The sequence below is a fragment of the Kitasatospora sp. NPDC002543 genome (assembly GCF_053594915.1).
This window is the reverse complement of sequence record NZ_JBSFWR010000010.1, coordinates 1-25,641: the sequence shown is the minus strand read 5'-3', so window position 1 is coordinate 25,641 and position 25,641 is coordinate 1. Positions and strand designations below refer to the sequence as shown.

At 75.0% G+C, this 25,641-nt stretch carries 18 protein-coding genes and 1 tRNA gene; 4 read left to right on the top strand and 15 right to left on the bottom strand.

The features are described 5' to 3' along the window. Positions 1-205: 205 nt before the first annotated feature. The gene (locus ACWD4P_RS07015; RefSeq protein WP_359824663.1) at positions 206-478 is read right to left on the bottom strand and encodes a hypothetical protein; all 273 of its coding nucleotides are present in this window, start codon (positions 476-478) and stop codon (positions 206-208) included. 141 nt (positions 479-619) lie between these two features. Continuing rightward, positions 620-886, bottom strand: coding sequence for a UBP-type zinc finger domain-containing protein (locus ACWD4P_RS07010; protein WP_359824665.1), 267 nt, complete (start codon positions 884-886; stop codon positions 620-622). A 444-nt stretch (positions 887-1,330) separates the two neighbouring features. On the opposite strand from ACWD4P_RS07010, the gene ACWD4P_RS07005 reads away from it, so the two are divergent. Beyond that, complete coding sequence (locus ACWD4P_RS07005; RefSeq protein WP_449778842.1) at positions 1,331-4,063, top strand: lysylphosphatidylglycerol synthase domain-containing protein; 2,733 nt, start codon at positions 1,331-1,333, stop codon at positions 4,061-4,063. 90 nt (positions 4,064-4,153) lie between these two features. Here ACWD4P_RS07005 and ACWD4P_RS07000 read toward each other — a convergent pair whose 3' ends face one another. Beyond that, positions 4,154-4,354 (bottom strand): hypothetical protein, encoded by a 201-nt coding sequence (locus ACWD4P_RS07000; RefSeq protein WP_359824670.1) that lies wholly within the window; start codon positions 4,352-4,354, stop codon positions 4,154-4,156. A 213-nt stretch (positions 4,355-4,567) separates the two neighbouring features. On the opposite strand from ACWD4P_RS07000, the gene ACWD4P_RS06995 reads away from it, so the two are divergent. The 3 genes from ACWD4P_RS06995 (at position 4,568) to ACWD4P_RS06985 (ending at position 6,523) form a co-directional block, all read left to right on the top strand. Continuing rightward, complete coding sequence (locus ACWD4P_RS06995; RefSeq protein WP_359824673.1) at positions 4,568-5,062, top strand: carboxymuconolactone decarboxylase family protein; 495 nt, start codon at positions 4,568-4,570, stop codon at positions 5,060-5,062. 223 nt (positions 5,063-5,285) lie between these two features. Next, entirely contained in the window at positions 5,286-5,930 is a 645-nt protein-coding gene (locus ACWD4P_RS06990) for a class I SAM-dependent methyltransferase (RefSeq protein ID WP_359824675.1), read from the top strand. Further along, positions 5,927-6,523 (top strand): TrmH family RNA methyltransferase, encoded by a 597-nt coding sequence (locus tag ACWD4P_RS06985; protein WP_449778841.1) that lies wholly within the window; start codon positions 5,927-5,929, stop codon positions 6,521-6,523. Before ACWD4P_RS06990 ends, ACWD4P_RS06985 begins: the two co-directional genes overlap by 4 nt. A 118-nt stretch (positions 6,524-6,641) precedes the next feature. Here ACWD4P_RS06985 and ACWD4P_RS06980 read toward each other — a convergent pair whose 3' ends face one another. The 12 genes from ACWD4P_RS06980 to ACWD4P_RS06925 all read right to left on the bottom strand — a co-directional run bounded on the left by ACWD4P_RS06980 (position 6,642) and on the right by ACWD4P_RS06925 (position 25,325). Further along, on the bottom strand, positions 6,642-8,309 hold the full coding sequence (locus ACWD4P_RS06980; RefSeq protein ID WP_449778840.1) for a hypothetical protein: 1,668 nt from the start codon (positions 8,307-8,309) through the stop codon (positions 6,642-6,644). After that, positions 8,306-9,232 (bottom strand): ABC transporter ATP-binding protein, encoded by a 927-nt coding sequence (locus ACWD4P_RS06975; RefSeq protein WP_449778839.1) that lies wholly within the window; start codon positions 9,230-9,232, stop codon positions 8,306-8,308. The genes ACWD4P_RS06980 and ACWD4P_RS06975 overlap by 4 nt, the downstream gene beginning before the upstream one ends. A gap of 41 nt (positions 9,233-9,273) precedes the next feature. Beyond that, positions 9,274-9,657, bottom strand: coding sequence for a hypothetical protein (locus ACWD4P_RS06970; protein WP_359824684.1), 384 nt, complete (start codon positions 9,655-9,657; stop codon positions 9,274-9,276). Positions 9,658-9,899: 242 nt separating this feature from the next. Then, positions 9,900-9,973: transfer RNA gene (locus ACWD4P_RS06965), tRNA-Thr, on the bottom strand. A gap of 81 nt (positions 9,974-10,054) precedes the next feature. Next, positions 10,055-10,705 carry a leucine efflux protein LeuE gene (gene leuE, locus ACWD4P_RS06960; RefSeq protein WP_359824686.1) on the bottom strand — a complete coding sequence of 217 codons (651 nt, stop codon included), beginning with the start codon at positions 10,703-10,705 and terminating at the stop codon, positions 10,055-10,057. Between the two features lie 119 nt (positions 10,706-10,824). Then, positions 10,825-12,555: an alpha/beta hydrolase gene (locus tag ACWD4P_RS06955; RefSeq protein ID WP_449778838.1), complete on the bottom strand. Its 1,731-nt coding sequence runs from the start codon at positions 12,553-12,555 to the stop codon at positions 10,825-10,827. 183 nt (positions 12,556-12,738) lie between these two features. Further along, positions 12,739-13,926, bottom strand: coding sequence for a hypothetical protein (locus tag ACWD4P_RS06950; RefSeq protein ID WP_449778837.1), 1,188 nt, complete (start codon positions 13,924-13,926; stop codon positions 12,739-12,741). A gap of 337 nt (positions 13,927-14,263) precedes the next feature. Beyond that, complete coding sequence (locus ACWD4P_RS06945) at positions 14,264-15,475, bottom strand: DNA polymerase III subunit delta' (RefSeq protein ID WP_359824696.1); 1,212 nt, start codon at positions 15,473-15,475, stop codon at positions 14,264-14,266. Between the two features lie 288 nt (positions 15,476-15,763). Further along, complete coding sequence (gene tmk / locus ACWD4P_RS06940; protein ID WP_449778836.1) at positions 15,764-19,363, bottom strand: dTMP kinase; 3,600 nt, start codon at positions 19,361-19,363, stop codon at positions 15,764-15,766. A gap of 247 nt (positions 19,364-19,610) precedes the next feature. Further along, entirely contained in the window at positions 19,611-22,523 is a 2,913-nt protein-coding gene (gene topA, locus ACWD4P_RS06935) for a type I DNA topoisomerase (protein WP_449778835.1), read from the bottom strand. A gap of 489 nt (positions 22,524-23,012) precedes the next feature. Beyond that, a complete protein-coding gene (locus ACWD4P_RS06930) occupies positions 23,013-23,471 on the bottom strand; it encodes a DUF3592 domain-containing protein (RefSeq protein WP_359829795.1) in 459 nt (152 codons plus the stop codon). 321 nt (positions 23,472-23,792) lie between these two features. Beyond that, positions 23,793-25,325, bottom strand: coding sequence for a DUF7059 domain-containing protein (locus ACWD4P_RS06925; RefSeq protein ID WP_449778834.1), 1,533 nt, complete (start codon positions 25,323-25,325; stop codon positions 23,793-23,795). Positions 25,326-25,641 lie beyond the last annotated feature (316 nt).

The following is a 25,641-nucleotide window of genomic DNA, read 5'->3' as shown; positions in this document are numbered from 1 at the left end:
GCCCCCGTCGTCCTGCCGTGTGCCTGTGCCTGTGCGTGTGCCTGTGCCCTGATGAGCGGGACGAACGTAGCGCACGCCACTGACAGCGGCCTCCGGGAGCCCCCCAGCCGCTTCCGGGAGCCCCGGAAACGCCTTTGAGCGCACGTCAGAGGCGGGCGGGCGCTCGAAGGCGCCCCCGGGCGCCCGCCCCGCGGTACGCCGCGCCTCAGTGGGCGGAGTGCTTCTCCGCGCCGCGGTGCCGGTGCCCCTTGAGCTCGGCGTGCATCGCCGGGGCCGTGCGCATCGTCGCGCCCGGCGCGTCCCTCCCGCCGTGGCGGAAGGCCTCGCCCAGGCCGCCTCCGGCGGCGGCGTGGGACGTCGCGCCGGCGCTCGGCTTCGGGGCGAGCCGGGTGGGCGGGCTCGCCATGCCCCGGCGCTCCAGCAGTTCCTCGGCGCCCTGGCGGAACCTGGCGGCGCTGCCGGGGATTCGCCTGGTCATCGTCGGCCTCCCTTCGTCGGCCACCGGCCGGACGGATGCCGTCCGGAGGGGCCGCACAGGCGTAGCGTTATGTCCGGATTTTACCCGGGTCGAGGCCCCGTGCCACTGCGGGAAGCACGGGAGACGCACATGAGCACCGCCTCAGCCCATGACCTCGTGGACGAAGCACCAACGCCAGTCCTCCCCCGGCTCGTAGGAGCGGATCACCGGGTGGGAGGTGTTGTGGAAGTGCGCGGTCGCGTGCCGCTGCGGCGAGAAGTCGCAGCAGCCGATGTGGCCGCAGTCCAGACAGATCCGCAGGTGCACCCAGTCCCGGCGGCCCTGCGCCAGGCAGTCGGCGCAGCCGTCGGCGGGCGGGCGGGCCTCGATGGTCCGAGGGGCCAGAGCGAGGTCTTCGCAGGCGCTCATGCCTGAAGGCTATGCCGGTCGGGCGCGCGGCGCCTGCTCAGGACGCTGCCGCCCCGGCGGGCGGGCCGGCCCGTCGGGGCGCCGGGGGACGGCCGGTGGCCGGTCCGCCCGGGGCCACGGGAAGTCCCGGCCGCGCAAAGCCAGTTCGCCCCGGCGCAGCCGGCCGTCCCCCGCCCACGACGCGGGTTCGGCGGGCACACCGACGACCCGGCGCCGCGCACACGGCTCGGCGGCGGGTCCGACGCCGTCCTCGTTTCGGCGCTCGGGGCCGAGGACGTCTCCGCCGACCTCCTCGGGTACGCCGCCGGCCGCCCCGGCACGTCAACCCGCGCCACCTGGTCACCCTGCCGACCCGGCGGGCCCAGGGGCTCTCTTCGGCCACGTCCTACCGGGGCCGGGGAATCCCCGCTCCGCACCCACGGGCGGCATGGGAGCATGCCACTCGTGGCGATCGTGACGGGGAGAACGAACGACGACACCGGCGGGGGCGACCCCGGCGGTGCGCCCGCGCAGCGGGACAGCGGCACGGTGCCGGCCGACGGCGGCGCCGGGACGGCCACCGCCCGGATACCCGAACAGGCCGACCCCGGCCGGTTCCGGGCCCGCCCGCTGCCCGCCACCGACCGGGTCCGGCAGCCCGTCGCCCTGATCCGGATGCTCGGCGGCCTGTTCACCATCGCCCTCTGCCTGCTGCTCGCCGACTACGCCCGCGCCACCACCGGCGGCATCGCCGCCGACGTCGCCGAGGCGGCCGCGCTGGTGCCACGCCCGCTGGCGAGCCTGGCCGGCGGACTCACCACCGCCGCCGTCCTGCTGCTGCCGGTCGGCCTCTCCCTCCGCCGGCTGCTGGGCCCGGACCGGCGGCGCGCCGTCCAGCAGGTCTCCGACGGGCTGCTCGCCGCCGTCCTCGCGTACGGTGCCACCCTCGGCCTGGACCTCTGGGCCGACGGCCTCGCCCCGGTCTCGCTGCTCAGCGCGCTCACCCAGCCGCTGCCCGGCGGCGGGCTCGGGCACACCGAGCCCGTCTACGGCTACCTCGCGCCGGTGCTCGCCTTCATGACCGCCTCCGGCAGCCGGGAACGCCGCCTGCCCTGGACCGTCCTCACCCTCTCCGGTCTCGCCGGACTGACCAGCGGGTACGCCACCCCCACCGCGCTCCTGCTCGGGCTGCTGATCGGCTGGACCGGCGCCCACGGCACGCTGTACGCGGTCGGCACCCCCGACCCCCGCCCCCGGCCCGGCGAGATCCTGCGCACCCTGCGCGACAGCGGCCTGCGCCCGGTCGAGGCGCAGCCGGCGGGCCCCGACCGCTACCGGGTCCGGCAGGCCGACGGCCGCCCCGAACTCGACGTCCAGCTGCTCGACCGGCAGGCCGTCACCGCCGCCGCCGTCCAGCGCGCCTGGCGCCGGCTGCGCCTGCGCACCGCCCCCGACCCGCGCGTCCTGCGCTCCCCGCGCACCGGGCTGGAGCACGAGGCTCTGGTCACGTACGCGGCCCTCGCGGCCGGCGTCCGCACCCGCCGCATCGCCGCCACCGCCGGGCTCGGCCAGGACACGGCCCTCATCGCGTACGAGCGGATCGCCGGGCGCACCCTCGACGAACTCGCCGACGAGGAGATCACCGACGAGCTGCTCACCGACGCCTGGCAGCAGCTCGCCCTGCTCCAGCGCCGCGAGATCGCCCACCGCGCCCTCGTCCCCTCCTCCCTGCTGGTCGACGACTCGGGCGCGGTGCACTTGGTCGGCTTCGCCGACGGCGACATCGCCGCCACCGAACTCGTGCTGCTCTGCGACCTCGCCCAGCTCCTCACCACCCTCGCCCTCCGCGCCGGCGCCGCCCGCTCCGTCCGTACGGCCACCGCCGTCCTCGGCCCGGACCCCGTCGGCGCCGCCCTCCCCCTGCTTCAGCCCATCGCCCTCACCCACACCACCCGCCGTGCCCTCAAGCGGCACGCGAAGCACTCCCCCGCCCGGGCCGGCGGCGGGGCGGGCGGCACCGACGGCGCAGCCGGGAGCGCGAGCGGGCCGGCCGCCTCGGCGGTTCCCCGGCCGGCCGTCCCCTCCCCCAACGCCCCCTCCCCCGCCGTCACCGCTACCGCCGGCACCCCTACCGCCGGCACCGCCTCCACCACCGAGCCGGACCCTCCGCACGACGCCCCAGCCCCCGGCGGCCTGCTCGACGAGATCCGCGCGGAGGTCCTGCGCACCCGCCCGCAGGTGGTCGGCCGACCGGTGCGGCTGGAACGGCTCCGGCCGCGGACCCTGCTGGTCGTCGTGGGCGGGGTGGTGGCCGGCTGGCTGCTGATCCCGCAGCTGTTCGCGACGGAGGACAACCCGGTCTCCGCGCTCGCGGACGCCGACCCCTGGTGGCTGCTGCTGGCACTGGCCGCGGCGGCGACCAGCCACGTCGCGGCGGCCATGGGCTTCGTCGGCTTCGTACCGGAGCGGTTGGACTTCCGCAACGCGGTGCTGGCGCAGGTGGCCGGGTCGTTCGTGAAGCTGGTGTCGCCCGGCGGCGTCGGCGGGGTCGCGCTGAACACCCGCCTGTTGCAGCAGGCCGGCATCCCCACCGCGCAGGCGCTGTCCAGCGTCGGGGTGGGGACGCTGATCGGCCTGGTGCTGCACCTGCTGCAGCTGGGGGCCTTCGTCTACCTGCTGGGTTTCGAGCCGGGCGGCTCCGAGCTGGACGCGCTGCCCGCGGTGGCCGGCGGGCTGGCGGGGGCCGCGGCGCTGCTAGCGGTGGTGTCGGCGATCCCGGTGGCCCGGCGGTGGCTGGCGACCCGGCTGCGTCCGCTGACCGCCGAGGTGCTGCCGCGACTGCTGGACCTGCTGCGCAGCCCGGCCCGGCTGGCGGTGGGCGTCACCGGGCAGCTGCTGGTGTCGATCTGCCTGATCGCCTGCCTGTACTGCTGCGCCCGGGCGATCGGCAAGGAGCCGTCCTTCGCCTCGGTCGCGGTGGTGTTCCTGGTGGGCAACGCGGTGGGCAGCGCGGCGCCGACCCCGGGCGGGGCCGGCGCGGTGGACGGGATGCTGCTGACACTGCTCCAGCAGACCGCGTCGATGGAGCGGGGCGGCGCACTGGCCGCGGTGGCGCTGTACCGCCTGCTGACGCTGATCCTGCCGGTGCTGCCCGGCTGGGCGGCCTTCGTCTGGCTGCAACGCCGCCGGGCCCTGTAGCCGGGCCCGGCGGGTGGGCCATCGGCCGGGCCCGGCGGGCTGGGCGGCCGGGCCGCGGCGGCAGTGGGTGGCCTCCGGGTTCCCGCCCGGCTACTCCCGGTACTCCTCCTCGTCGTGGCGGACCGCCCGGGTCTGTTCCACGACATCCGCGACGTCGGTCGCCTGATCCGCACCGAGGGCCCGGCGTTCGGCCACCTCGTCGTACGTGTCGCCCTCGGGTGCCTTCTCGTCGGGCTCGACGGTCTCGGCGCTCTCCTCGATCAGGTATTCCTCGTGCTGTTCCTGCGGCATGGCATCCGTCCTCACTGTTCGGAGGCCTTCACGGGCCCGGCTGGCGTACTGGCAGTATCCGCCGCCCGGCACCCGGACGCGAAGTGCCGACGCCGCTCCGGCGTGTTGCCGGGGCTCCTGCGGACACCCCTGTCCGACCGGCCGGATTGACCCATGAAAAACGCCGTTCAATGACCCAGGATGAGGGTTCATTCCGCACCTAGGGTCGTCGTCATGACAACGAACGAGAGCACCCGGACCGCCCCGCACACCGAGGCCGCCGAGGCCACCGCCCGCCTCGACTACGCCCGCACCGTCCCCAAGGTGTTCCGCGCGATGATCGCCCTGGACGCCGCCGCCCGCGAGGGCCTGGACCCGGCCCTGGTCGAGCTCGTCCAGATGCGCACCTCCCAGCTGAACGGCTGCGCGTACTGCCTGGACATGCACGCCAAGGACGCCCGCAAGGCCGGCGAGACCGACGAGCGGATCTACCTGCTGCCGGTCTGGCCGGAGGCCCCGGCCGGGGTGTACACCGAGCGCGAGCGGGCCGCCCTGGCGCTGGCCGAGGAGATCACCCGGATCGGCGGCGGCGTCTCCGACGCGGTCTACGACCGGGCCGCCGCGCACTTCGCGGAGGCCGAGCTGGCACAGCTGATCTCGGTCTGTTTCACCATCAACGCCTGGAACCGCATCAACGTGGCCACCCGCAAGAACCCCGGCACCGTCTGACCGCGCAGCCGTCCCGGCCGATGTCGGGGTCGGTGTCCCGGCCGATGTCCGGACCGCTGCCCGGACCGCTGCCCGGACGGCTGTACGGAACGGCGGCCGGAGCTGCGGACGGCACGGCGGCCGGAACGCCCTGCGGGCCACCGGGGGTACGATCGGTGCCGTACGAAGGGCTGACCCACACCCACCCGGTGGCCCCGAGGCCCATACGAACGACGGGGAAATCATGTCCGGCTCGCACTACTTCACCGGTGCACCCGAGGTCGCCAGCGACCGTCGGCCGATCACGGTCTCCCTGCCGGACCTCACCCTGGAACTGACCACCGACACCGGAGTGTTCTCCCGCAGCCGGCTCGACCCGTGCACCCGGATCCTGCTGGAGCACGCCCCGCAGCCGCGGGTGCGCGGCCCGATCCTGGACATCGGCTGCGGCTACGGCCCGATCGCCCTGACCTGGGCGAGCCGCCGCAAGCGCCTCCCGGTCTGGGCGGTGGACGTCAACGAGCGCGCCCTGGAGCTGGTCCGGCTGAACGCCGAGTCGCTGGGGCTCGGCAACGTCCAGGCGGCCCTGCCCGACGACGTCCCCGAGGACGTCCGCTTCGCCACCATCTACTCCAACCCGCCGATCCGGATCGGCAAGGCCGCGCTGCGCCGCCTGCTCACGCACTGGCTCGACCGGCTGACCCCGGACGGCTCGGCGTTCCTGGTGGTGCAGAAGCACCTGGGCTCGGACTCGCTCCAGAAGTGGCTGAACGAGCAGGGCTACCCGACCACTCGGGTCACGTCGGTCAACGGGGTACGGATCCTGGAAGCGCGGCCCCGCCCCGAGGTGGGCGAGGGCTCCGAGAGTGGACGAGGTACGACGACGTGAAGCAGCTGCGCGGGACCGAACTGAAGCGTCTGCACCGCTCCTGGCGGCGCAGCAACGAGTTCCGGCTCGCGATGATCCTGGAGAACCTCCAGTCGCCGTTCAACGTCGGCTCGTTGGTCCGCACCGGCGCGGCGATGGGCGCCGAGAAGCTCTACCTGGTCGGGGACACCCCGTCGGTGCGCTCGTCCGGCGCCCAGAAGGCCGCGATGGGCACCGACAAGTACCTGAAGGTGGAGCACTTCCCGACCATCGCCGAGGCCGTCGCGGCGGCCAAGGCGGACGGTTACAAGGTCGTCGGCCTGGAGCTGGCGGACGAAGCGGTGCCGATGTTCGCGGCCGAGCTGACCCCGGCGGTGGCCTTCGTGCTCGGACACGAGGACCGCGGGATCACCCCCGAGGCCCTGGCACTCTGCGACCAGGTGGTGTTCGTGCCGCAGCTGGGCCGGGTCGGCTCGCTGAACGTCTCGGCGGCCGCGACCGTGGCCTGCTACGAGGCGCGCCGGCAAGGCTACGCGATCAACGGCACCCCGGACGGCGACCTCGCGGGCGACCTCGCGGGCGACCTCGCGGGCGACCTCGGCGACGACGAGTAGGAGACGCGCCGCACCCCACAGCACGGGGGAGCCCGGGTCGTCCACCGACGGCCCGGGCTCCCGGCTTCCGTCGGCCTCCGACCCGCCCCCGCCCGGCCCATGTCTCTCCCTTTCCGGCTCAGCCCTTGACGTTCCGTCGGGCGGCGCCGACCAGGAACACCACCGCGAGCATGACCGCGGACAGCGCCCCGACCAGCAGCGGCCCCGGCCCGGCCGGACTGCCGTTCACCCGCACCGCCCCCATGAAGTCGACGGCGGCGACGTTGTTGACGAGGATCCACCAGAGCGGCAGGTAGACCGCCTGGAAGAGCCGGTGGCTCCGGCTCACCACGCCGAGCGCCATGGCCATCGAGGGAACGAACAACGCGCCACCGAGCCAACTCGCCGCCCCCGCGCCGTCCCCCGCCACCAGCATGCGTATCAGCGGGGCGAGGCCCGTCACCGAGGTGAGCACCAGCCCGGACGCCCATTCGGCCAGCAGCCGGCGCCGGGCCGACGGGTAGGACCCGAGCAGTACCTCCAGACCGTTCTCGACCTGCTGGCTGCCGAGCCTGGACCAGAGCAGGACCGGCCACAGCCACGACAGCGGCAGCAGCAGGCCGGTGACGACGTTCAGCGGCATCGCGAACCCGGCCACCGTCAGCCCCGCGGCGACCAGCCACCACCAGCGGGACACGCCCTGCACCAGGATGCGGACCTCGCCCGCCAGCAGCCGTCCGAACGCCCCGGCCCGCCGCGGCTCGGTCCGCGACTCGATCCCCGGCTCGGTCCGCGGCAGGGCGCCCGGTGCGGTCGCCCACCGGGCCCCCGCGGGCTCCGCGCCGTCGTGCACGGACGGCGCGCCCGCCGTCTCGACGGCGGCCCGAACCGGGGCGGCCGTACCACCCGACCCGCGGGCGGGATCGAACCTGCCGAACCACAGGGTCGGCAGCAGCGCCACCACGAACGCCGCCAGGAACAGCGCCAGCCGGCCGAGGACGTAGCCGGAGGACGGGTCGAAACCGCTCCAGACGAAGGTGCCCAGCGGCTTGTCGACCTTGGTCAGGCCGAGGCTGAAGCCGCCCGGGTCGACCGTCCCGTGCTGGGCCTCCAGCGCCACGCCCATCGACCGCGCGACCGGGTTCACTCCGAGACCGTCCAGCGGCGCGGAGGCCGACTGCCCGCCGATCGCTATCACCATGGCCACCACGGACCAGACGACGTTCCCGCAGCCGCCCCGCAGCAGCGGCACCGTCTCGAACAGCAGCGCCGCCGCCGCGGTGATCGCCATCAAGGGCAGCGAGAGCAGCAGGAACGGCTGCAGCAGCGCCATCGGGTCGAGCGAACGGTCCTCGCCGCGGGCGAACTGCATCAACAGCGCGGTGACGGCCAGCACGCCGACCATGGAGGCGAGCACCAGCAGGTTGCTCAGGAACTTGGCCAGGAGGTAGTGGGAGGTGCGCAGCGGGGTGGCGGCGAGGACCTGGCCGACCCCGCTCCTCTCGTCCCGGGCGATGCCGCCGCGCACCACGTAGAAGCCGCCGAAGGTGAGCCAGAGCGCGCCGGCCAGCGCGGTGACCGCGCCGACGTAGGCGCTGTTGTAGACCCCCCGGTTGCCGCCCACGTCCATGATCGTCCAGTGCCCGCCGGCGTCCGGTACGGCCAGGTAGCCGAGCCCGACCGCGGCGAGCAGCGTCACCGCGTACACCGGCCGGCGCACCCGGTCGCGGAAGTCGCCGACCGCCAGCCCCGCGAACAGCGACACCCGCCCCGATGCCCGCCCCCGCGTCGTCGCCCCCACGCTCATCGCCGCGCCTCCCGCCGGCCGGCCGAGTGCCCGGCCGGGTGGACACCGCCGCTTCGCTCCCCCGAGCGGTGGATGACACCCAGGTAGGCGTCCTCCAGGTCCGGCGCCACCGGGACGGCGTCCGGCCAGGGCCTCGCGTCGGCGAGCAGCCGCACCCGCACCCCGCACCCCGTCCGCACCATCCGGCTGACCACGTGGCGGGCCTGCACCTCCAGGAGGTCCGCCGGGGGGAGCACCGCCTCCCACACCTGCCCGTCGATCTCCCGGAGCAGCTCGTCGGGCGCCCCCCGGCGCAGCAGCCGGCCGTGCGCGACCACGGCGATGTCGGAGGCGACCGACTCGACGTCGGAGACGATGTGGGTCGAGAGCATCACGACCCGGTCCGCCGCGAGCTCGCTCAGCAGGTTGCGGAAGCGCACCCGCTCCTCCGGGTCCAGCCCGGCGGTCGGCTCGTCGACCACGATCACCCTGGGGTCGGCCAGCAGGGCCTGCGCGATGCCGACCCTGCGCAGCATGCCGCCCGAGTACGCGCCGAGCGGGCGCTTGACCGCCTCGGTCAGGTTGACCAGCTGGATCAGCTCGTCGATCCGGGCCCGGGCCGAGCGGGCGCCGATCCCTTTGGCGGCGGCCAGGTAGGACAGGAACTCCCGCGAGGTCAGGTTCGGGTAGACCCCGAAGTCCTGCGGCAGGTAACCGAGTTGCCGACGCAGCCGGTCCGGCTCCGCCACCACGTCGACGCCCTCGTACCGCACCTGCCCACTCGTGGGCCGGGTCACCGTCGCCACGATCCGCATCAACGACGACTTCCCCGCACCGTTCGGCCCCAGCAGCCCCACCATCCCCGGGCCGAGGCGCATCGTGACGCCGTCGACGGCCCGCTTGCCACCCCTGTACTCCTTGGTGACGTCGATCAGTTCGAGCATGCCCGCCCCTTCTCCGACACGACTCGTCCCCCTCGTCCCCCTCACCCCTTGAGCTCCGTCTCGCGCCCGTCCCGCAGCACCGCGACGCCCCTGGGCACCTCGACCCGGTACTTCGTGTCGCAGTTGGCGAGCCCCGAACACCCCGCCCGCAGTTCCAGGACCCCGTCCGCCAGCGTCCAGGACTCCTTGACACCGCCGACCTTGCCGCTCGTGTCGAACCAGCGGGTGACCTTGACGTCCGGCCGGTCCGCCGCGACGAGATCGGCCGGAGCACCGTGCGACTTCACGTCCAACTTCTCCCCCGCGAACGCGAAGGTCTTGTCCTCCGGCGCGGCGTCCACGGCATTGGCACACCCGACGAGCGGAACGAGAACGGCCACCACGAGGCCGAACAACGCGGGTACGGACTTCGAGCGTCGGTCCACCACGCCCTCCTTACGGCTGGAATCGAACGCACCTCTCGGGCCGCACACCCCCGGCCCCCTGAGCACGCCGCAAGCCTGACCGATCCCCAGCCCCCTGCCATCTGCCGTTCGGCAGATATCCCGTATGACCAAAGAGGCGGTTTCCCCGCCGAATCCGCCCCCTCGCCCACCACGCCCGGCCCCGCCCACGGCACGCAAAAAGGCCCAGGCCGGATTGGATCCGGCCTGGGCCTTTCACACTGAGCCGCCTGCGGGATTCGAACCCGCGACCTACGCATTACGAGTGCGTTGCTCTGGCCAACTGAGCTAAGGCGGCGCCGTTGCCGTGTGTGGCGGCAACGCGGGCCAGTCTACACAGGTTCGCGGGTGATCCGTACCCGGTATCCGGGGCCGGGGGTCAGGCGGAGGAGACGGCGAGTTTGGCGGCGAAGCCCGCGAAGAGGACGGCGACGCCGCTGGTGAGGGTGGCGGAGAGGCGCTTGCGGCGGCGGAAGGCGGTGGCGAGGGTGGTGCCCGCGAAGATCAGGAGGGAGAGGTAGAGGAAGCTGAAGGCCTGGAGGATGCCGCCGAGGAGGGCGAAGGAGAGGACGGGCTGGCCGTAGGAGGGGTCGACGAACTGGGTGAAGAAGGAGAGCAGGAAGAGGATGGCCTTCGGGTTGAGGAGGCTGACCACCAGGGCGCGGCGGAAGGGGTTCTCGGCGGACTCGGGGGCCGGTTCGACGGTGGGGTCGGCGGCGGCCCGGTGTTCGCGCCAGAGCTGGCGGGCGGCGCGGAGCATGCCGTAGCCGAGCCAGAGGAGGTAGGCGGCGCCGCCGAACTTGACCACGGCGAAGACGGCCGGGTTGGCCTTGAGCAGGGAGGCCGCGCCCAGCGAGGTGAGGCTGATCAGGGTGAGGTCGCCGACGAAGACGCCGGCCGCGGCCCGGTAGCCGGTGCGGATGCCCTTGCGGGCCGCGACGGACAGGACGTACAGGGAGTTGGGGCCGGGCAGGAGGACGATGACGAGGGCGCCGAGGACGTACGTCGCCAGGTCGTTGACTCCGAGCACGATGAGCTCCGGTGCGGGGGAGGGTGACAGGGGGCGCTCATCGTAACGTCGCACCGGTGATCGGTTGAAGTGCAAACCACCTGTCGGACGGCCGACGCCGGAGCCCCGGCGCCCCGGCGCTACCGGTCGCAGCGCTTGCCCTGCTCAGGGGCCTCCCCGGTCAGCAGGAAGCGGTTCACCGCTCCGTCCACGCAGGTGCTGTGCCGGCCGTACGCGGTGTGGCCGTCGCCGTCGAAGGTCAGCAGTCGGCCGGACTCCAGCTGGCCGGCCAGCGACTGGGCCCAGGCGTACGGGGTGGCCGGGTCGCGGGTGGTGCCGATGACGACGATCGGGGCGGCGCCGGCGGCCCGGATGGTGTGCGCCGCGCCGGTGGCCCGGACCGGCCAGTAGGTGCAGGCCAGGGCCATCCAGGCCATGTCGCGCCCGAAGTGCGGGGAGACCCGCTCGAACTCCGGCACCGCCCGCTGGACGTCCTCCGGTCCGCGGAACGGGGCGGGCAGGTCGAGGCAGTTCACCGCGGTGTTGGCGAACATCAGGTTGGGGTACGAGCCGTCCGCCTCGCGCCCGTAGTAGTCGTCGGACAGCTTCAGCAGCCCGGTGCCGTCGCCGGCCTCGGCGTCGGCGAGCGCGGTGCGCAGCCGCGGCCACAGGAAGTCGGCGTACATGGCCTGGATGACGCCGGTGGTCGCCTGGGACCCGGTGAGCCGGCGGCCGCCCGTGGTGGTGGGCAGCGGGGTGCCGCGGACACCCGCGAGCAGGGCGGTGAGCCGGTCGCCGACCTGCTGTTCGGTGCGGCCCAGCGGGCAGTCCTCGCGGGCGGCGCAGTCCTTGGCGAAGGCGGCCCAGGCCGTCTCGAAACCGCCCGCCTGGGTGCGGTTGCCGGTGACGGAGTCGAGCGACGGGTCCATCGCGCCGTCCAGCACCAGCCGCCCGACCCGGCTCGGGAACAGCCCGGCGTAGGTGGCGCCGAGGAAGGTGCCGTAGGACTTGCCGACGAAGTTGAGCCTCTCGTCGCCGAGCAGGGCGCGCAGCACGTCCATGTCGCGGGCGCCCTCGACGGTGCTGAGGTGGCCGAGCGCCGCCCCGGCCTGCTGGTGGCACCCCGCCGCGAACTCCTTGTCGGCGGCGATCAGCGCGTCGATGCCGTGCTGGTCACCGGGGGTCAGGCCGACGGTGGTGTAGGCGTCCATCCGGTCGCCGCTCAGGCAGCTGACGGGGTTGCTGCGGCCCACCCCGCGCGGGTCGAGGCCGACCAGGTCGTACCGGGCCCGCACCCCGTGGTTGTACGTCCCGGCGGCGGCCTCCAGGTACTCGATCGCCGAGCCGCCGGGCCCGCCCGGGTTGAGCAGCAGGGAGCCGAGCCGCGTGACCGGGGAGGCGGACGGCGCGGTGGCGGAGGGGGAGGCAGGCGATGCCGCCGCGCGGGCGGCCGCCAGGGTGAGGTCACTGCTCCCCGGGTGGTCGTAGTCCAGCGGCACCCGGAACGTGGTGCACTCGAACCCGTTGTCGCAGGGCTGCCAGGCCAGTCGCTGCGCGTAGTACGGCGCGAGCGCGGCCGGGACGGCGGCGGGCAGCGGCTCCAGCGGGGTCGCCCCGGCCGCCGGGGCCGCCGTCTGTCCCGGGACCACCGGGGCGGACGGCGCGCCGGAACCGGCCGCGTCCGAGGAGGGCGCCGCCGGCGCCCCGGACCGACCGGAGCCGCACCCGCCCGCCAGCAGCCCGACCACGACCAGTGCCGCCGCCAACGCCCGCGGCCGCACCTGCGCCCGTGACCGTGACCGCGCCCGAGGCCGCACCCACACCCGTGCCCGTGACCGTACCCGCAGCCGTGTCCGCCCGAAGACCCTCATCCGCCACCTCTCCGCAGTCGACCAGCCATGGACCAGCCATGGACCAGCCGTGGACCAGCCATGAATAGCCGTGCCCCAGCCGTGGAACAGCCCGTGGAACCCCTCGTGGAGCCCCCGGGAACAACGCCGCTGCCCGGCACCCGCCCCGGGGTACCGGGCAGCGTAGCGCCGCCTGACCCGCGCTCAGGACGCCCTCGCCAGCGCCTCGGCCAGGAACTGCGCCGCCTGCCGGACCAGCCGCAGCCGCTCCCGGTCGGGGGTGAAGTCCTGGACGTTGTCCGAGATCCGCACCTCTGCCCTGGCCGCCGCTCCGGGGCCGGCCTTCAGCGCGGACTGGAGCTTGCGGGCCGCGTCCAGCCCGGCGGAGTCGGCCTTGGCGGCGGCCAGCAGCAACTTGGCCGCGCTGCCCGCCGGGGCTTCGGCGCCGGTCTGGGTGAGGGCGGTGGCGTCGTAGCGGCCGGAGACCGCCGCGGCGGCGCCGTACAGGTCGGGTCTGGCCAGTCCGGCGGCGGCCGCGCAGGGCGCCCCGCCCTCGACGCCGAGCGCGCCCCAGGAGGCCGGGCCGGGTGGCAGGGTGCGGAAGGTGGCCGCGATGGTGGTGCGCAGCGCCGCGTCGTCGGCGACGGCGGCCGGGGCGGCGGCGACCAGTTCGCAGGGGTGCGCGGTGCCGTTCGGCGCCTCGGGGGCGACCAGGATGAACGGGTGGGTCTTGCCGGTCTGGAGGGCCGAGCCGATGCCCTCGAAGACGTCCGGGACCTCGGCGTCGGCGGTCTTCTGCGGCGCGGCCGCGTGCATCACGACGACCGGGAAGTGGGCGTTCGGCTCCTTGGCGTACTGCGGCGGGAGCCAGACCCGGACGTTGCGGGGGTGGCCGTCGGGGCCGAGCACGGCGGACTGGAGGAGCTCGCCGCCGCCGGGGTGGCCGACGCTGTCGAAGCGGCTGGCCACGGCGGGGGCCGCGGGCGCCGAGGCGGCTCCGACGGGCGCAGCGGCGGCGGCCGTGGCACCGGCCGGATCGGCGGCCACGGGGGGCGCCGCCTGTTGCCGGGCCACCGCTCCCTCAGCCGTGCCCGTCCCGCTGCCCGGCCCCGCGCCCGCCGCGTCCACGACCGGGTCCACCAGGTCCGGCTCCTGGGCTCCACGGCCGAGGCCGCCGAAGGCGCCGAGCGCGGTGAGCACCGTCAGCGCGGTCACGCACACCCCGCAGACCATCGCCCCGGCCGCCCGCAGCAGCATCGGCCAGCGGTCTCCGGCCAGCTCGTAGGTCTCGGCGGCGCGCAGGTCGCGCCAGCGCTGTTGGGCACCCCGGGCCAGCCAGATCCCACCGAGAGCGGCGGCGAGCAGGGGGATGACGAGGAGCGAACGAACCACGGGACGCACCACCTCTGGAGGGGGCCGCGCCGAACCGGAACCGGCGCGTGCGGGAGGCGACCGCCCCGGCAGCGGGCGCAGTCGGCCCCCAGCGTGCACAACCGGCGGACGGTCACACGACGGTGTGCCCGGCGAGTGTCGCTCGTTCACTCGAAGGTGGGACGGCGCACCGCCTCCGGGAGGCGTACGGATACCACCGGCGGTGAGCGGGCCTCAACACAGGTGAACGGGCCTCAGCAGGTGAGCGGGCCTCAACGCACCTGAGCGGCCTTCAGGGAACGCGAGCGGCCCCCGGGGCAGCGGAACGGCACACCCAACCGCGGCCCCGGTCCGGTGCTCAGCCCGCGCGCAGGGCCACCGTCATCGCCTCGACCGCGAGCAGCGGGTCCACGTTGCGGTCCAGCGCCCGGCGGCAGGCCAGCACCGCCTCGATCCGGCGCAGCGTGCTCTCGGCCGGCCCGGCCTGGGCCACCCGGTTCAGCGCCTGCCGCTGGTCCTCGTTGGCGAGCGCGCCGGTGGAGCCGAGCTGGATGGCGAGCACGTCCCGGTAGAAGCCGAGCAGGTCGAGCAGGGCGACGCCGAGCGTCTCCCGACGGGTGCGGGTGGCCCGGCTCTTCTGCCGCTTCTCCAGCTCCTTGACCGCGCCCGCCATGCCGCGTGGCGCCTTGCTGCCCTCGGCGGCGCCGTAGGCCGCCTTGAGGTCGTCGGTCTCCTTGGCGTCCTGGGTCTCGGCGAGCGCCTCGGCGTCGGCCTTGGCGGTGTCGACCAGGCGCTGGGCGGCGGTCAGGCAGCCGCCGATGTCGCCGACCTCCAGCGGGATGCGCAGCACCTCCGTGCGGCGCGTCCGGGCCTGCTCGTCGACGGCGAGGCGGCGCGAGCGCTCGATGTCGCCCTGACCGGCGAGCGCGGCGAGCCGGGCGGTCTCCGGGTCGACGCCGTCGCGCCGGACCAGGGTGTCGGCGACCGCCTCGGCCGCCGGGGTGCGCAGCACCAGCAGGCGGCAGCGCGAGCGGATGGTCGGCAGCACGTCCTGGACGGAGGGGGCGCAGAGCAGCCAGACGGTGCGCGGGGAGGGCTCCTCCACGCCCTTGAGCAGCGCGTTCGCGGCGGCCTCGGTGAGCCGGTGGGCGGCGTCCACCAGGATCACCGACCAGCGGCCGCCGGTCGGGTAGCTGGAGGCGCGCATGACCAGGTCGCGCATGTCGCCGACGCCGATGGAGAGGCCGTCGGTCCGGACGTACTTGACGTCGGCGTGGCTGCCGGCCAGCACGGTGTGGCAGCCGTCGCAGAACCCGCAGCCGGGCGTTCCGCCGAGCGCGAGATCGGGGCTGGTGCACTGGAGGGCGGCGGCGAAGGAACGCGCGGCGGTGACCTGCCCGGCGCCGGGCGGGCCGGTGAACAGCCAGGCGTGCGTCATCAGGGAGGCGTTCGCGCCCTCGACCGGGGCGGCTCCGCGGCCGGCCTCGACCGTCGCCCCGGCCGCCCGGGCGGCGGCGGTCAGCTGCTCGACCACCCGGTCCTGGCCCACCAGGTCGTCCCAGACGGCCACTGCTGCTCCCAAGCTCCGTACGGCAGCGCCCGTGGCGCCTCTTCCCCGCCGTCGAGCATACGTCTCCGCTCCGACACCCACTGCTCCGTCCGGGTCACGGCGGACGGGAGGCCGGCCCCGCACGGGCCACGACGACACGCAGAACGGCGACACGCGAGGCACGGCGGCGCGCGGGGCACGGCGGCTGGCGAGGCACGGCGGCGCGCGGGGCAACGGCAGCGCGACGGCCGCGAACGCGACGGCGCCGCCGGGGATCGAGCCCCGACGGCGCCGCGCACAGCCGTCCGGTCAGCCCCGGCGGCCCCAGCGACGGCCCTTGCCCTTGCCGTTGCCCGCGTCCGGGGCGTCCCCACGGCTCTCGGGCCGCTCCGTCGGGGCGCCCTGCGGGCCGCCGTACGGGGCGCTCTGGCCCGGGCCGCCGCGCTCCAGGCGCGCCCACTCGTCGTGCGAGCCGAGCAGGGTGTCGGTGAGGCTCGGCAGGTCGTCCAGCGGCGTCTCCTCGGCCCACTCCGGCCGCGACCGCTCGGCACCCGCCTGGGCCTGCGGCTGCGACGGCGCCTGCGACTCGGCCGTCGGCTCCGCGCCGATCACCGGGAGCTCGCGGGTGCTGTCCACCGGTTCCGCGCGTCGCGGCCCCTGCGCCGGCCGGCTCCCGCCGGTACGGCCCTCGGTACGGCCCTCGGGACGGCCTTCGCCGCGGCCCTCGACGCGGCCCGGGTCGATCCGCGGCAGCACCGCGGTCCGGTCGTCCTCCGCCGGGACCTTCGGCAGCACGGCCGTCTCGTCCACCGCCGAGGCCGGTACCACCGGCAGCCTGGCGGTCTCGTCGACCGCGCCCGCGGCACCGCCGGCACCGCCGGCGGCCCGGCGGGCCTGAGCCTGAGCCTCGGCCTGAGCCTGGGCCTCGGCGGCCTTGCGCGCCTCGACGGCCTCCGCCGCCCGGACGGCCGCCTGCCGGTCCCGCAGCGACAACTCGCGCGTCGCCTCGTCCCCGAGCCCGCCCGACGCGGCCCCCGAGGGAGCCTCCGGCGAGGTCCGCGGAGAACCCTGCGACGCGTCGGTCGGGACGTCCCGGACCGCCCGCAGCTCCGTGGTCGTCTCCGCGGCCGACTCCCCGGGCCCCGAACCCTTCGAGCCCGCGCCCGAGCCTGGCTCCGAACCCGGCCGTCCCTCGGCCCGGCCCTCCGCCGACTCCGCCGCCGCAGCCGCGGCCGCCAGCGCGGCGGCCTGCGCCAGCCGCGCCTCCTCGGCCCGCTGCAGCGCCTCCTCCGCCCGCCGGCGCTGCTCCTCCCGGGCGAGCTCGCGCTGCCGCTGGAGCTCCGCCTGGGCGGCCGCCTCCTCGGCGAGCCGCCGGCGCTCGGCGGCCTCCGCGGCCAGCCGGGCCTCCTCCTTGGCGCGGCGCTCGGCCTCCTCGGCGGCGCGGCGCCGGGCTTCCTCCTCGGCCTTCTTCCGGGCTTCCTCCTCGGCCTTGCGCCGGGCCTCGGCGGCGGCCCGCTCGGCCTCCTCCTTGGCCAACCGCTCCTGCTCCGCCTGCTCGGCCCGCAGCTGCGCCAGGACCTCCTGCCGCTTGCGCTCGGCGGCCTCCTCCTCGGCCTTCTTGCGGGCCTCCTCGGCGGCGCGGCGCTCGGCCTCCTCCTTGGCGAGCCGCTCCTGCTCGGCGCGGGCGGCCTTCTCCTGCTCGGAGAGCGGCAGCTCGCGGTCGAGCCGGTGCCGGATGGCGGTGGTGACGAAGCCGGGGGCCTGGCTGCCGTCCACGACCAGGTAGCGCGCCGGGTCGGCGGCGGCAAGGGCGAGGAAGCCGGCCCGGACCCGCTGGTGGAACTCGGTGGGCTCGGACTCCAGCCGGTCCAGCGCCTCGGTGAAGCGCTCGCGGGCCCTGGTCGGGTCGACGTCCAGGACGACGGTCAGGTCGGGCAGCAGCCCGCCGGTGGCCCAGCGGGAGATCCGCGCGACCTCGGTCGCGGCCAAGTCGCGCCCGGCGCCCTGGTAGGCGATGGAGGAGTCCATGTACCGGTCGGTGATCACCACGGCGCCGCGGGCGAGCGCCGGCCGGATGACGTTCTCGACGTGCTCGGCGCGGTCGGCGGCGTAGATCAGCGCCTCGGCGCGGTGCGACAGGCCGGTGTTGCCGACGTCCAGGACGAGGCCGCGCAGCCGCTGGCCGACCGGGCTGCCGCCGGGCTCACGGGTGAGCACGACCTCGTGCCCCTTGCCGCGGATCCACTCGGCGAGCGCCTGGGCCTGGGTGGACTTGCCGGCGCCGTCGCCGCCCTCCAGGGCGATGAAGAAGCCGGTGCCGGTGCCCCGGTGCGGTACCGGGCCGACCGGGCCGCGCACCGAGTCCACCAGGTCCCGGACGAACGGGGCGGTGCCGCGCCGGTCGTCCGTGCGCAGCAGCACGACCGCGGCGAGCACCAGCGTGAGCAGCCCTGCGGTGGCGACGGCCAGGGCCGCGCCGCCGTGGATGAAGGTGAAGGAGCCGGGCTCGACGGTGCCGTACTCGACGTCCCCGTAGGCGGCGGCGATCAGCGGGACGACGACCAGCGCGGCGGCGACCACGGACCTGAGCACGGCGAACAGGTGCTCGGTGACCTTCGGCAGCCGGGCCTCCTCGACCTCCTGGGCGAGCAGGGTCCGCCCGGCCGAGACGACGATCCCGGCGGCCAGGCCGGCCAGCACGGTGAGCAGCAGCACCAGCACGAAGTCCAGCACCAGCCCGGCGAGGATCAGCGCGACACCCTGGGTGAGCAGCGCCAGGGCGAGCAGCCGGCGGCGGGACAGCGAGGGCAGCGTGGCCCGGGTGAGCCGGGCGCCCAGGGCGGGCGTGCCGGCGGCTGCGAGCACCACAAGGCCGTAGCCGATCGGCCCGGCGCGGTGCTCGGCGGCGGTCAGCAGCGCGAGCGCGGCGACGCCCGCCATCGCGGCGTAGCCGGCCGCGACGGCGAAGGTGAAGTACGGGGCGCTGCCGGTGCGGCCCTTGCTCAGCGCGGGGCCGGGGGCGGCGTCGGTCGGGGCGCGCAGGCCCTGGAGCGGGGAGACCGGGGCGACGGACACCGGACCGCCGGGCAGCTGCTGGAGGTAGCCGCGGACCGCCGAGGCGGCGAACAGCCCGGCCGCGCCGAGCGCCGCGAAGGTGAGCTGGTGGGCGCGGAGCCAGTCGGAGCCGAGGGCCGCGCCGATGTTGTTGAGGAGGGTGAGGACCACCAGGCCGGCGGCGCCGAGCGGCACCGTCACCCAGCCGGTGAAGCGGTCGATGCCGCGGACGCTCTCCAGGTTGGCGGCGGCCGGTCGCCGCTCGGCGGCCGGGGCGTGGGGATCGGCCGAGGGCAGCAGGCCCGGGACGGCGGCGGCCTTGGTGATGCCCCAGACCCGCTCGGCGGCACCGGTCACGAACACGGAGGCGAGCAGGACGTAGGTGGCGGCCCCGGAGGGCTTGGCGGCGGAGCCCAGCCAGACGCTCCACCAGGGCGCGACGCCGAGCAGCAGGACGCGCAGCACGTCGGCGCCGAACAGCGTCCAGCGCCGGTCCAGCCGACCGGCCACCAGCCGGTGCACCGGGCCCAGCAGCGCGACACCGACCAGCCCGGTGGCCAGCACCCGGACGGCGAGGACCGCGGCGAGGGCGAAGGCGAGGCTGCGCGGCAGGCCGCCGAACTGGCCGCCCTGGGCTGCGGCGATCACGGTGAGCGCGAGCAGTACCAGCAGACCGAGCCGGTCGGCGGTGCCGCCGATCAGCTGGGTGGTCCACAGGCGCCGGTAGGCACGTGTCCGCAGCAACGCCCGGGCCCGGTCCGCCGGAGTCCCGGCGGGCGCGACATCGGGCAGGTCGGCCCGTGCGGCTCTGGCGGCCGGGGCGGCGCTGGGGGTGGGCTGCTCCTCGCTCGTCATACGGTCAGCGTAGCGGGCTGGACCTGGCCGGAATGAGGCGAACGGGCCTCCGGATCCCGCTCATCACCGGGTTGTGACGTTCCCCGCACAAGCCCGCCCGACCCCGGGCGTGTCCGACGGCCCCGCCGGGCGCGCGGCGCCGGGGCACCCGCCTCGCCACGCGCCGGTCCGACCCGGACCGCCGGACACGCGGCCGGGCCCGCACCCCCGGGATCGGGGGCACGGGCCCGGCCGTGGTGACCTGTGATCAGCCCTCTTCGGTGGCCGTGGTCGTGTCAGCCGCCGTCTTGCTCGCGGTGGTCTTGCTGGCCGCCGTCTTGCTCGCGGCGGTCTTCTTGGCCGCCGTCTTCTTCGCCGCCGCCGTCTTGGTGGTGGTGGTCTTCTTCGCGGCGGTCTTCTTGGCGGCGGTCTTGGTCGCCGCGGTCTTGGCCGTGGTCGTCTTCTTGGCCGCGGCCTTCTTCGCCGGGGCCTTCTTCGCCGCCTTCTTCACCGGCCCGCGCGCCCGCTTCTCGGCGAGCAGCTCGTACCCGCGCTCCGGCGTGATGGTCTCGACGTCGTCGTCCTTGCGGAGCGTCGCGTTGGTCTCGCCGTCGGTCACGTACGGGCCGAAGCGGCCGTCCTTGACCACCACGGGACGCTCGCTGACCGGGTCGTTGCCCAGTTCCTTGAGCGGCGGGGCGGCGGCCGCCCGGCCGCGCTGCTTGGGCTGGGCGTAGATCGCCAGCGCCTCGTCGAGAGTGATCGTGAAGAGCTGGTCCTCGCTGGTGAGCGACCGAGAGTCGGTGCCGCGCTTGAGGTACGGGCCGTAGCGGCCGTTCTGCGCGGTGATCTCCGCACCCTCGGCGTCGGTGCCGACCACCCGCGGCAGCGAGAGCAGCCGCAGCGCGTCCTCCAGCGTGACGGTGTCCAGCGACATCGTCTTGAACAGCGAGGCGGTCCGCGGCTTGACCGCGTTCTTGCCGGTCTTCGGCGTGCCCTCGGGCAGGATCTCGGTCACGTACGGGCCGTAGCGGCCGTCCTTGGCGACCAGCGTGTTGCCGCTGACCGGGTCCGGGCCGAGCTCGAAGTCACCGCTGGGCTTGGCCAGCAGCTCCTCGGCCAGCTCGACGGTCAGCTCGTCCGGCGGCAGCTCGTCCGGGATGTCGGCGCGCTGACCGGGCTCGCCCTCGACGGCCGAGGCGCGCTCGACGTACGGGCCGTAGCGGCCGACCCGCAGGGTGATGTCGTCGCTGACCTTGAACGAGCTGATCTCCCGGGCGTCGATCGCGCCGAGGTCGGTGACCAGTTCCTTCAGGCCGCCCAGGTGGTCGCCGTCGCCGTTGCCGGCCTCGGCGGCGCCGCCCGTGGCGTGGCCCTCGCCCTCGCCGAAGTAGAAGCGCTTCAGCCACGGCACGGACTTCGCCTCACCGGCGGCGATCCGGTCGAGGTCGTCCTCCATCTTGGCGGTGAAGTCGTAGTCGACCAGCCGGCCGAAGTGCTTCTCCAGCAGGTTGACCACGGCGAAGGAGAGGAACGACGGAACGAGCGCCGTCCCCTTCTTGAAGACGTACCGGCGCTGGATGATCGTGTCGATGATCGACGCGTAGGTGGAGGGGCGGCCGATCTCCCGGTCCTCCAGCTCCTTGACCAGCGAGGCCTCGGTGTAGCGGGCCGGCGGCTTGGTGGCGTGGCCCTCCGGGGTGATCCGCTCGGCGGCCAGCGGGTCACCCTGGGCGACCTGCGGCAGCCGGCGCTCGCGGTCGTCGAGCTCGGCGTTCGGGTCGTCGGCGCCCTCGACGTAGGCCTTGAGGAAGCCGTGGAAGGTGATGATCTTGCCGGAGGCGGAGAACTCGACGTCCCGGCCGTCGGCGGAGGTGCCGCCGACCCGGACGGTGACGGACTGGCCGACCGCGTCCTTCATCTGGGAGGCGACGGTGCGCATCCAGATCAGCTCGTACAGCCTGAAGTCGTCACCGGTCAGGCCGGTCTCGGCGGGGGTGCGGAAGCGGTCGCCGGACGGGCGGACGGCCTCGTGCGCCTCCTGAGCGTTCTTGACCTTGCTGGCGTAGGTGCGCGGGGCGTCCGGCAGGTAGTCGGCGCCGTACAGCTGGGTGACCTGGACCCGGGCGGCGGTGACCGCGGTGTCCGACAGCGTGGTGGAGTCGGTACGCATATAGGTGATGAAGCCGTTCTCGTACAGCTTCTGAGCCACCTGCATGGTCCGCTTGGCACCGAAGCCCAGCTTGCGGCTGGCCTCCTGCTGCAGCGTGGTGGTGCGGAACGGCGCGTACGGCGAGCGACGGTAGGGCTTGGACTCGACGCTGCGGACGGCGAACACCGTCTGCTCCAGGGCGGCGGCCAGCTGACGGGCCGCCTGCTCGTCCAGGTGCAGGGTGTTCGCGCTGGCGCCCTTCAGCCGGCCGTCCTGGCCGAAGTCCCGGCCGCTGGCGATCCGCTTGCCGTCGACGGAGGCCAGCCGGGCCCCGAAGGTCTCCGGGTTGGCGGCGTCGGCCGGGGTGCGGCCGGTGCCGAAGGTGCCGACCAGATCCCAGTACGAGGCGGTGCGGAAGGCCATCCGCTCGCGCTCGCGCTCGACCACCAGGCGGGTGGCGACGGACTGCACGCGGCCCGCCGACAGCTTCGGCATGACCTTCTTCCACAGCACCGGCGAGACCTCGAAGCCGTACAGCCGGTCGAGGATGCGGCGGGTCTCCTGGGCGTCGACCAGGCGCTGGTTGAGCTCGCGCGGATTGGCCACGGCCTCCTGGATCGCCGACTTGGTGATCTCGTGGAACACCATGCGGTGCACCGGCACCTTGGGCTTCAGCACCTGCTGGAGGTGCCACGCGATGGCCTCGCCCTCGCGGTCCTCATCGGTGGCGAGGAAGAGCTCGTCGGACTCCGCGAGCAGCGACTTCAACTTGCTGACCTGGGACTTCTTGTCCGCGTTGACCACGTAGATGGGGGCGAAGTCGTGGTCGACGTCCACCCCGAGGCGGCGCACCTCGCCGGTGTACTTGTCCGGCACCTCGGCCGCGGTGCTGGGGAGGTCGCGGATGTGCCCGACGCTCGCCTCGACGATGTAGCCGGGGCCCAGGTAGCCCTTGATCGTCTTCGCCTTGGCCGGCGACTCGACAATGACGAGTCGCTGTCCGTGCGCGGTCTCGCTGCTCGGGGACACCTTCGCTCTTCTCTCCCGGTCCATATGTGGCTGGTCGGCGCCGGCAGCACGGGCTGCGCTCCGCCCGACCCCTCCACCGTCCCGGGGCTGCCGCGGCACGACACCCCCACCAGCGGAGTGTGACCGTACCCCGGCCACCCTTGTCAAACGGACGGATCCCGCTTTTTCACTTGCCGGGCTCACCGACGCCACTCGAACGGTAACCCGATGACGGAGGTTCGCGCCCCGCGGAGGGGGGCTTCGGCAGGTTCCGGAGGATGGAATGACGGATTTCAAGATCTGTCAACGGAAATATCGACGGGCGGGCGCGGGGTGCGGGCGCCGGCGGGTCGCCTTCCGTGGCCGTACCCCGGGTCGCGGTGCGGGTCGGCGCTCCGGGCCGCGGTGCGGACCGGAGCTCGGGGCTGCGTCGCGGATCGGTGTTCCGGGCCGCGTCGCGGACCGGAGCTCAGGGTTTCGTTGCGGATCGGTGCTCAGGGTCGCGCGGGCTCAGCCGCCGGCCGCGGCCAGGAGCCCGGCGCCCGCCGCCAGACAGCCCACCCCGAGGACGCTCCACAGCAGGTCGACGACGGCCGCCCGGCCGACCTCCCCGGACGCCAGCACCACCCGGCTCGGGCGCTGCGGGTCGTAACAGATCCGCACCGAGGCCCCGGGCGCGAAGCGGTCCGGACGGCGCAGCGGGGTGTGCCCGCGCGGTCGGGCGACCACGAGCCCCGCGATCCCGCACGCACCCGGGCCGCCGACCGAGAGCGGCACCGAGAAGGAGAGCAGCGGCGCACTGTCCAACTGGCCGTGCACGTCGTCCTCGGCCACCACGGTGGCCACCGCCGACGCACCCCGGCGACGCACCCGCAGGCGCAGGCCCGCTTCGGCGGCGCACCAGAGCAGCAGCACGCCACCGAAGAGGGCGAGCACCGACCCGCCCACCATCGCCGTCGTCGTGTCCACCCCTGGCCCCCGGCTCCCCAGCTCTGTCCACAGCCTGTGGACAGAGCTTCGCAGCGGGGAGCCAACGGGAGACAGCCGCCCAGCGGCGGACGGACGAACCAGGGGGTACGGCCGGGTGAACCGTCCCGGTTCGGACCGGACCGAACCGGACCGGACCCCGCTCTCGACGGACCGGGGCCCGACGGAACCGGGTCCTGCCGCTCTGGGGGTCCTGCCGGTCCGGCGGGTCCGGCGGGTCTGGGGGTCTGGGGGTCTGGGGGTCTGGGGGTCTGGGGGTCTGCTGGGGGTCTGGGCGGGCCGGCGGGTCCTGCCGGTCCGGCCTCAGCGGACCGGGTCGATGAACCCCTGCTCGGTCAGCAGGCGCAGCGACTCCGGGACCCGGTCCCGCAGGACCACCCGGTCCTCGCCGAGCAGCTGCGCGATGGCGTCCACGATCTCGCCCGCCGACAGCGTCCCGTCGCACACACCGACGAAGCCGGCGCCCACGGTGTCCACCTTGGTGGCCCGCCTCATGCCGCGGTTGTGACGCAGGATCACGTGCTCCGGGTCCTCCGCGCCGGGCGCGCCGACCTGCTCCTGGACCACCTCGTCGGCCAGCACGTAGCGGGCCGCGAGCAGGCCCGCGTCGTCGTGCGAGCGGAGGAAGTCCTGCCGGTCGAACCAGGCCTCGATGTGCGGGCCGAGCGGCTGCTCCACCGGGTGCGGCCACTCCTCCACCCGGACGGTCGGGCGCTCGGCGCCGCTCGCCCGCAGGGTGATCCAGCCCATGCCGACGCCCTCGACCCGACCCGCCTCGAAGGCGTCCAGCCACTCGCCGTAGCGGGCCTGGTAGTCGCCGCCGGGGCCGCGGTGGTCACCGCCGTCGCGCAGCCACAACTCGGCGTACTGGGCCACGTCCTGGACCTCGCGCTGGACGATCCAGGCGTCCAGTCCGGTTCCCGCGACCCAACCCGCCAGCCGCTCCTGCCAGTCCTCGCCCTTGATGTGCTGCCAGTTGGCGAGCAGCTGGCAGTAGCCGCCGGGCTCCAGGTGGTCGGCGGCCGAACGGACCAGGCTGCGGCACAGGTCGTCGCCGGCCATGCCGCCGTCGCGGTAGGTGAACCGGCCGGCCGGCGAGATGACGAACGGCGGGTTGGAGACGATCAGGTCGAACTTCCGCTCCCCGACCGGCTCGAAGAGGCTGCCGGCGGCCACCTCGGTGTTGTCGAAACCGGACAGCGCCAGGGTCAGCTCGGTGAAGCGCAGCGCGCGCGGGTTGAGGTCGGTGGCGGTGACGGTCCCGGCGTGCCGGGCGGCGTGCAGCGCCTGGACACCGGAACCCGAACCGAGGTCCAGCGCGGCCCGGACGGGGCGGCGCACAGCGATGTTGGCCAGCGTGGTCGAAGCGCCGCCGACCCCCAGCACCAGGTCCTTGCGGGCCACCCCGTGCGCGGTCTCACCGGAGCCGATGCCGCCCGCGCCGCCCACCGCGCAGCCCAGGTCGGAGACCACCCAGGCGTCCGAACTGGGCATGCCGGCAACCTCGTTGGCGTACGGCCGGACGTCGACGGTGGCGCGCACCAGGTCGCCGTCGGGGCGCAGCCAGCCGTCCGCCAGGCAGTCCTCCACCGGCAGCGCGGCGGCGGCCGCCCGGTACGGCACCGGCTGCTGCAGCAGGAACAGCCGCACCAGCGTCTCCAGCGGACTGCCACCGCGGGTCGCCCGCAGTGCCGGGACCGCCTCGCTGCGGGCCAACGCCGAATAGCCGGTGGGCCCGAGCAGGTCCAGGCACCCGTCGGCGGTGAACGAGGCGGCGAGCAGCGCCTCACGGAACTTGGCGAGGCGGGTCGGGTCGAGAACGGGGCTACTGATCACCCCGCCATTGTCCCCCGCCGCTCACCCTCCGGCCGCCCCTGCGCCCCGCGCCCACCGGACGGAAGCTCGCACCACCCCGCGCGCCCCCGGAAGCCCCCACGCGCCGCCCCGCGAGGGACGCCGAGTCGTCCGACGGCGGTGGGCCGCGCTCGGCGGCGCGGCGGCTCGGCGCGGCTCTCATCGGCTCGCGAGGACGGCGGTGGGTGGTGGGCCGTGGGCCGCCGGATCGTGGTCGAGGCCCTGACCAACGTCCGGCGGCACGCTCCGACCGCGCGGGTCGTCGAGATCCGGGCCCGGCGCAGCGGTGGACGACTGG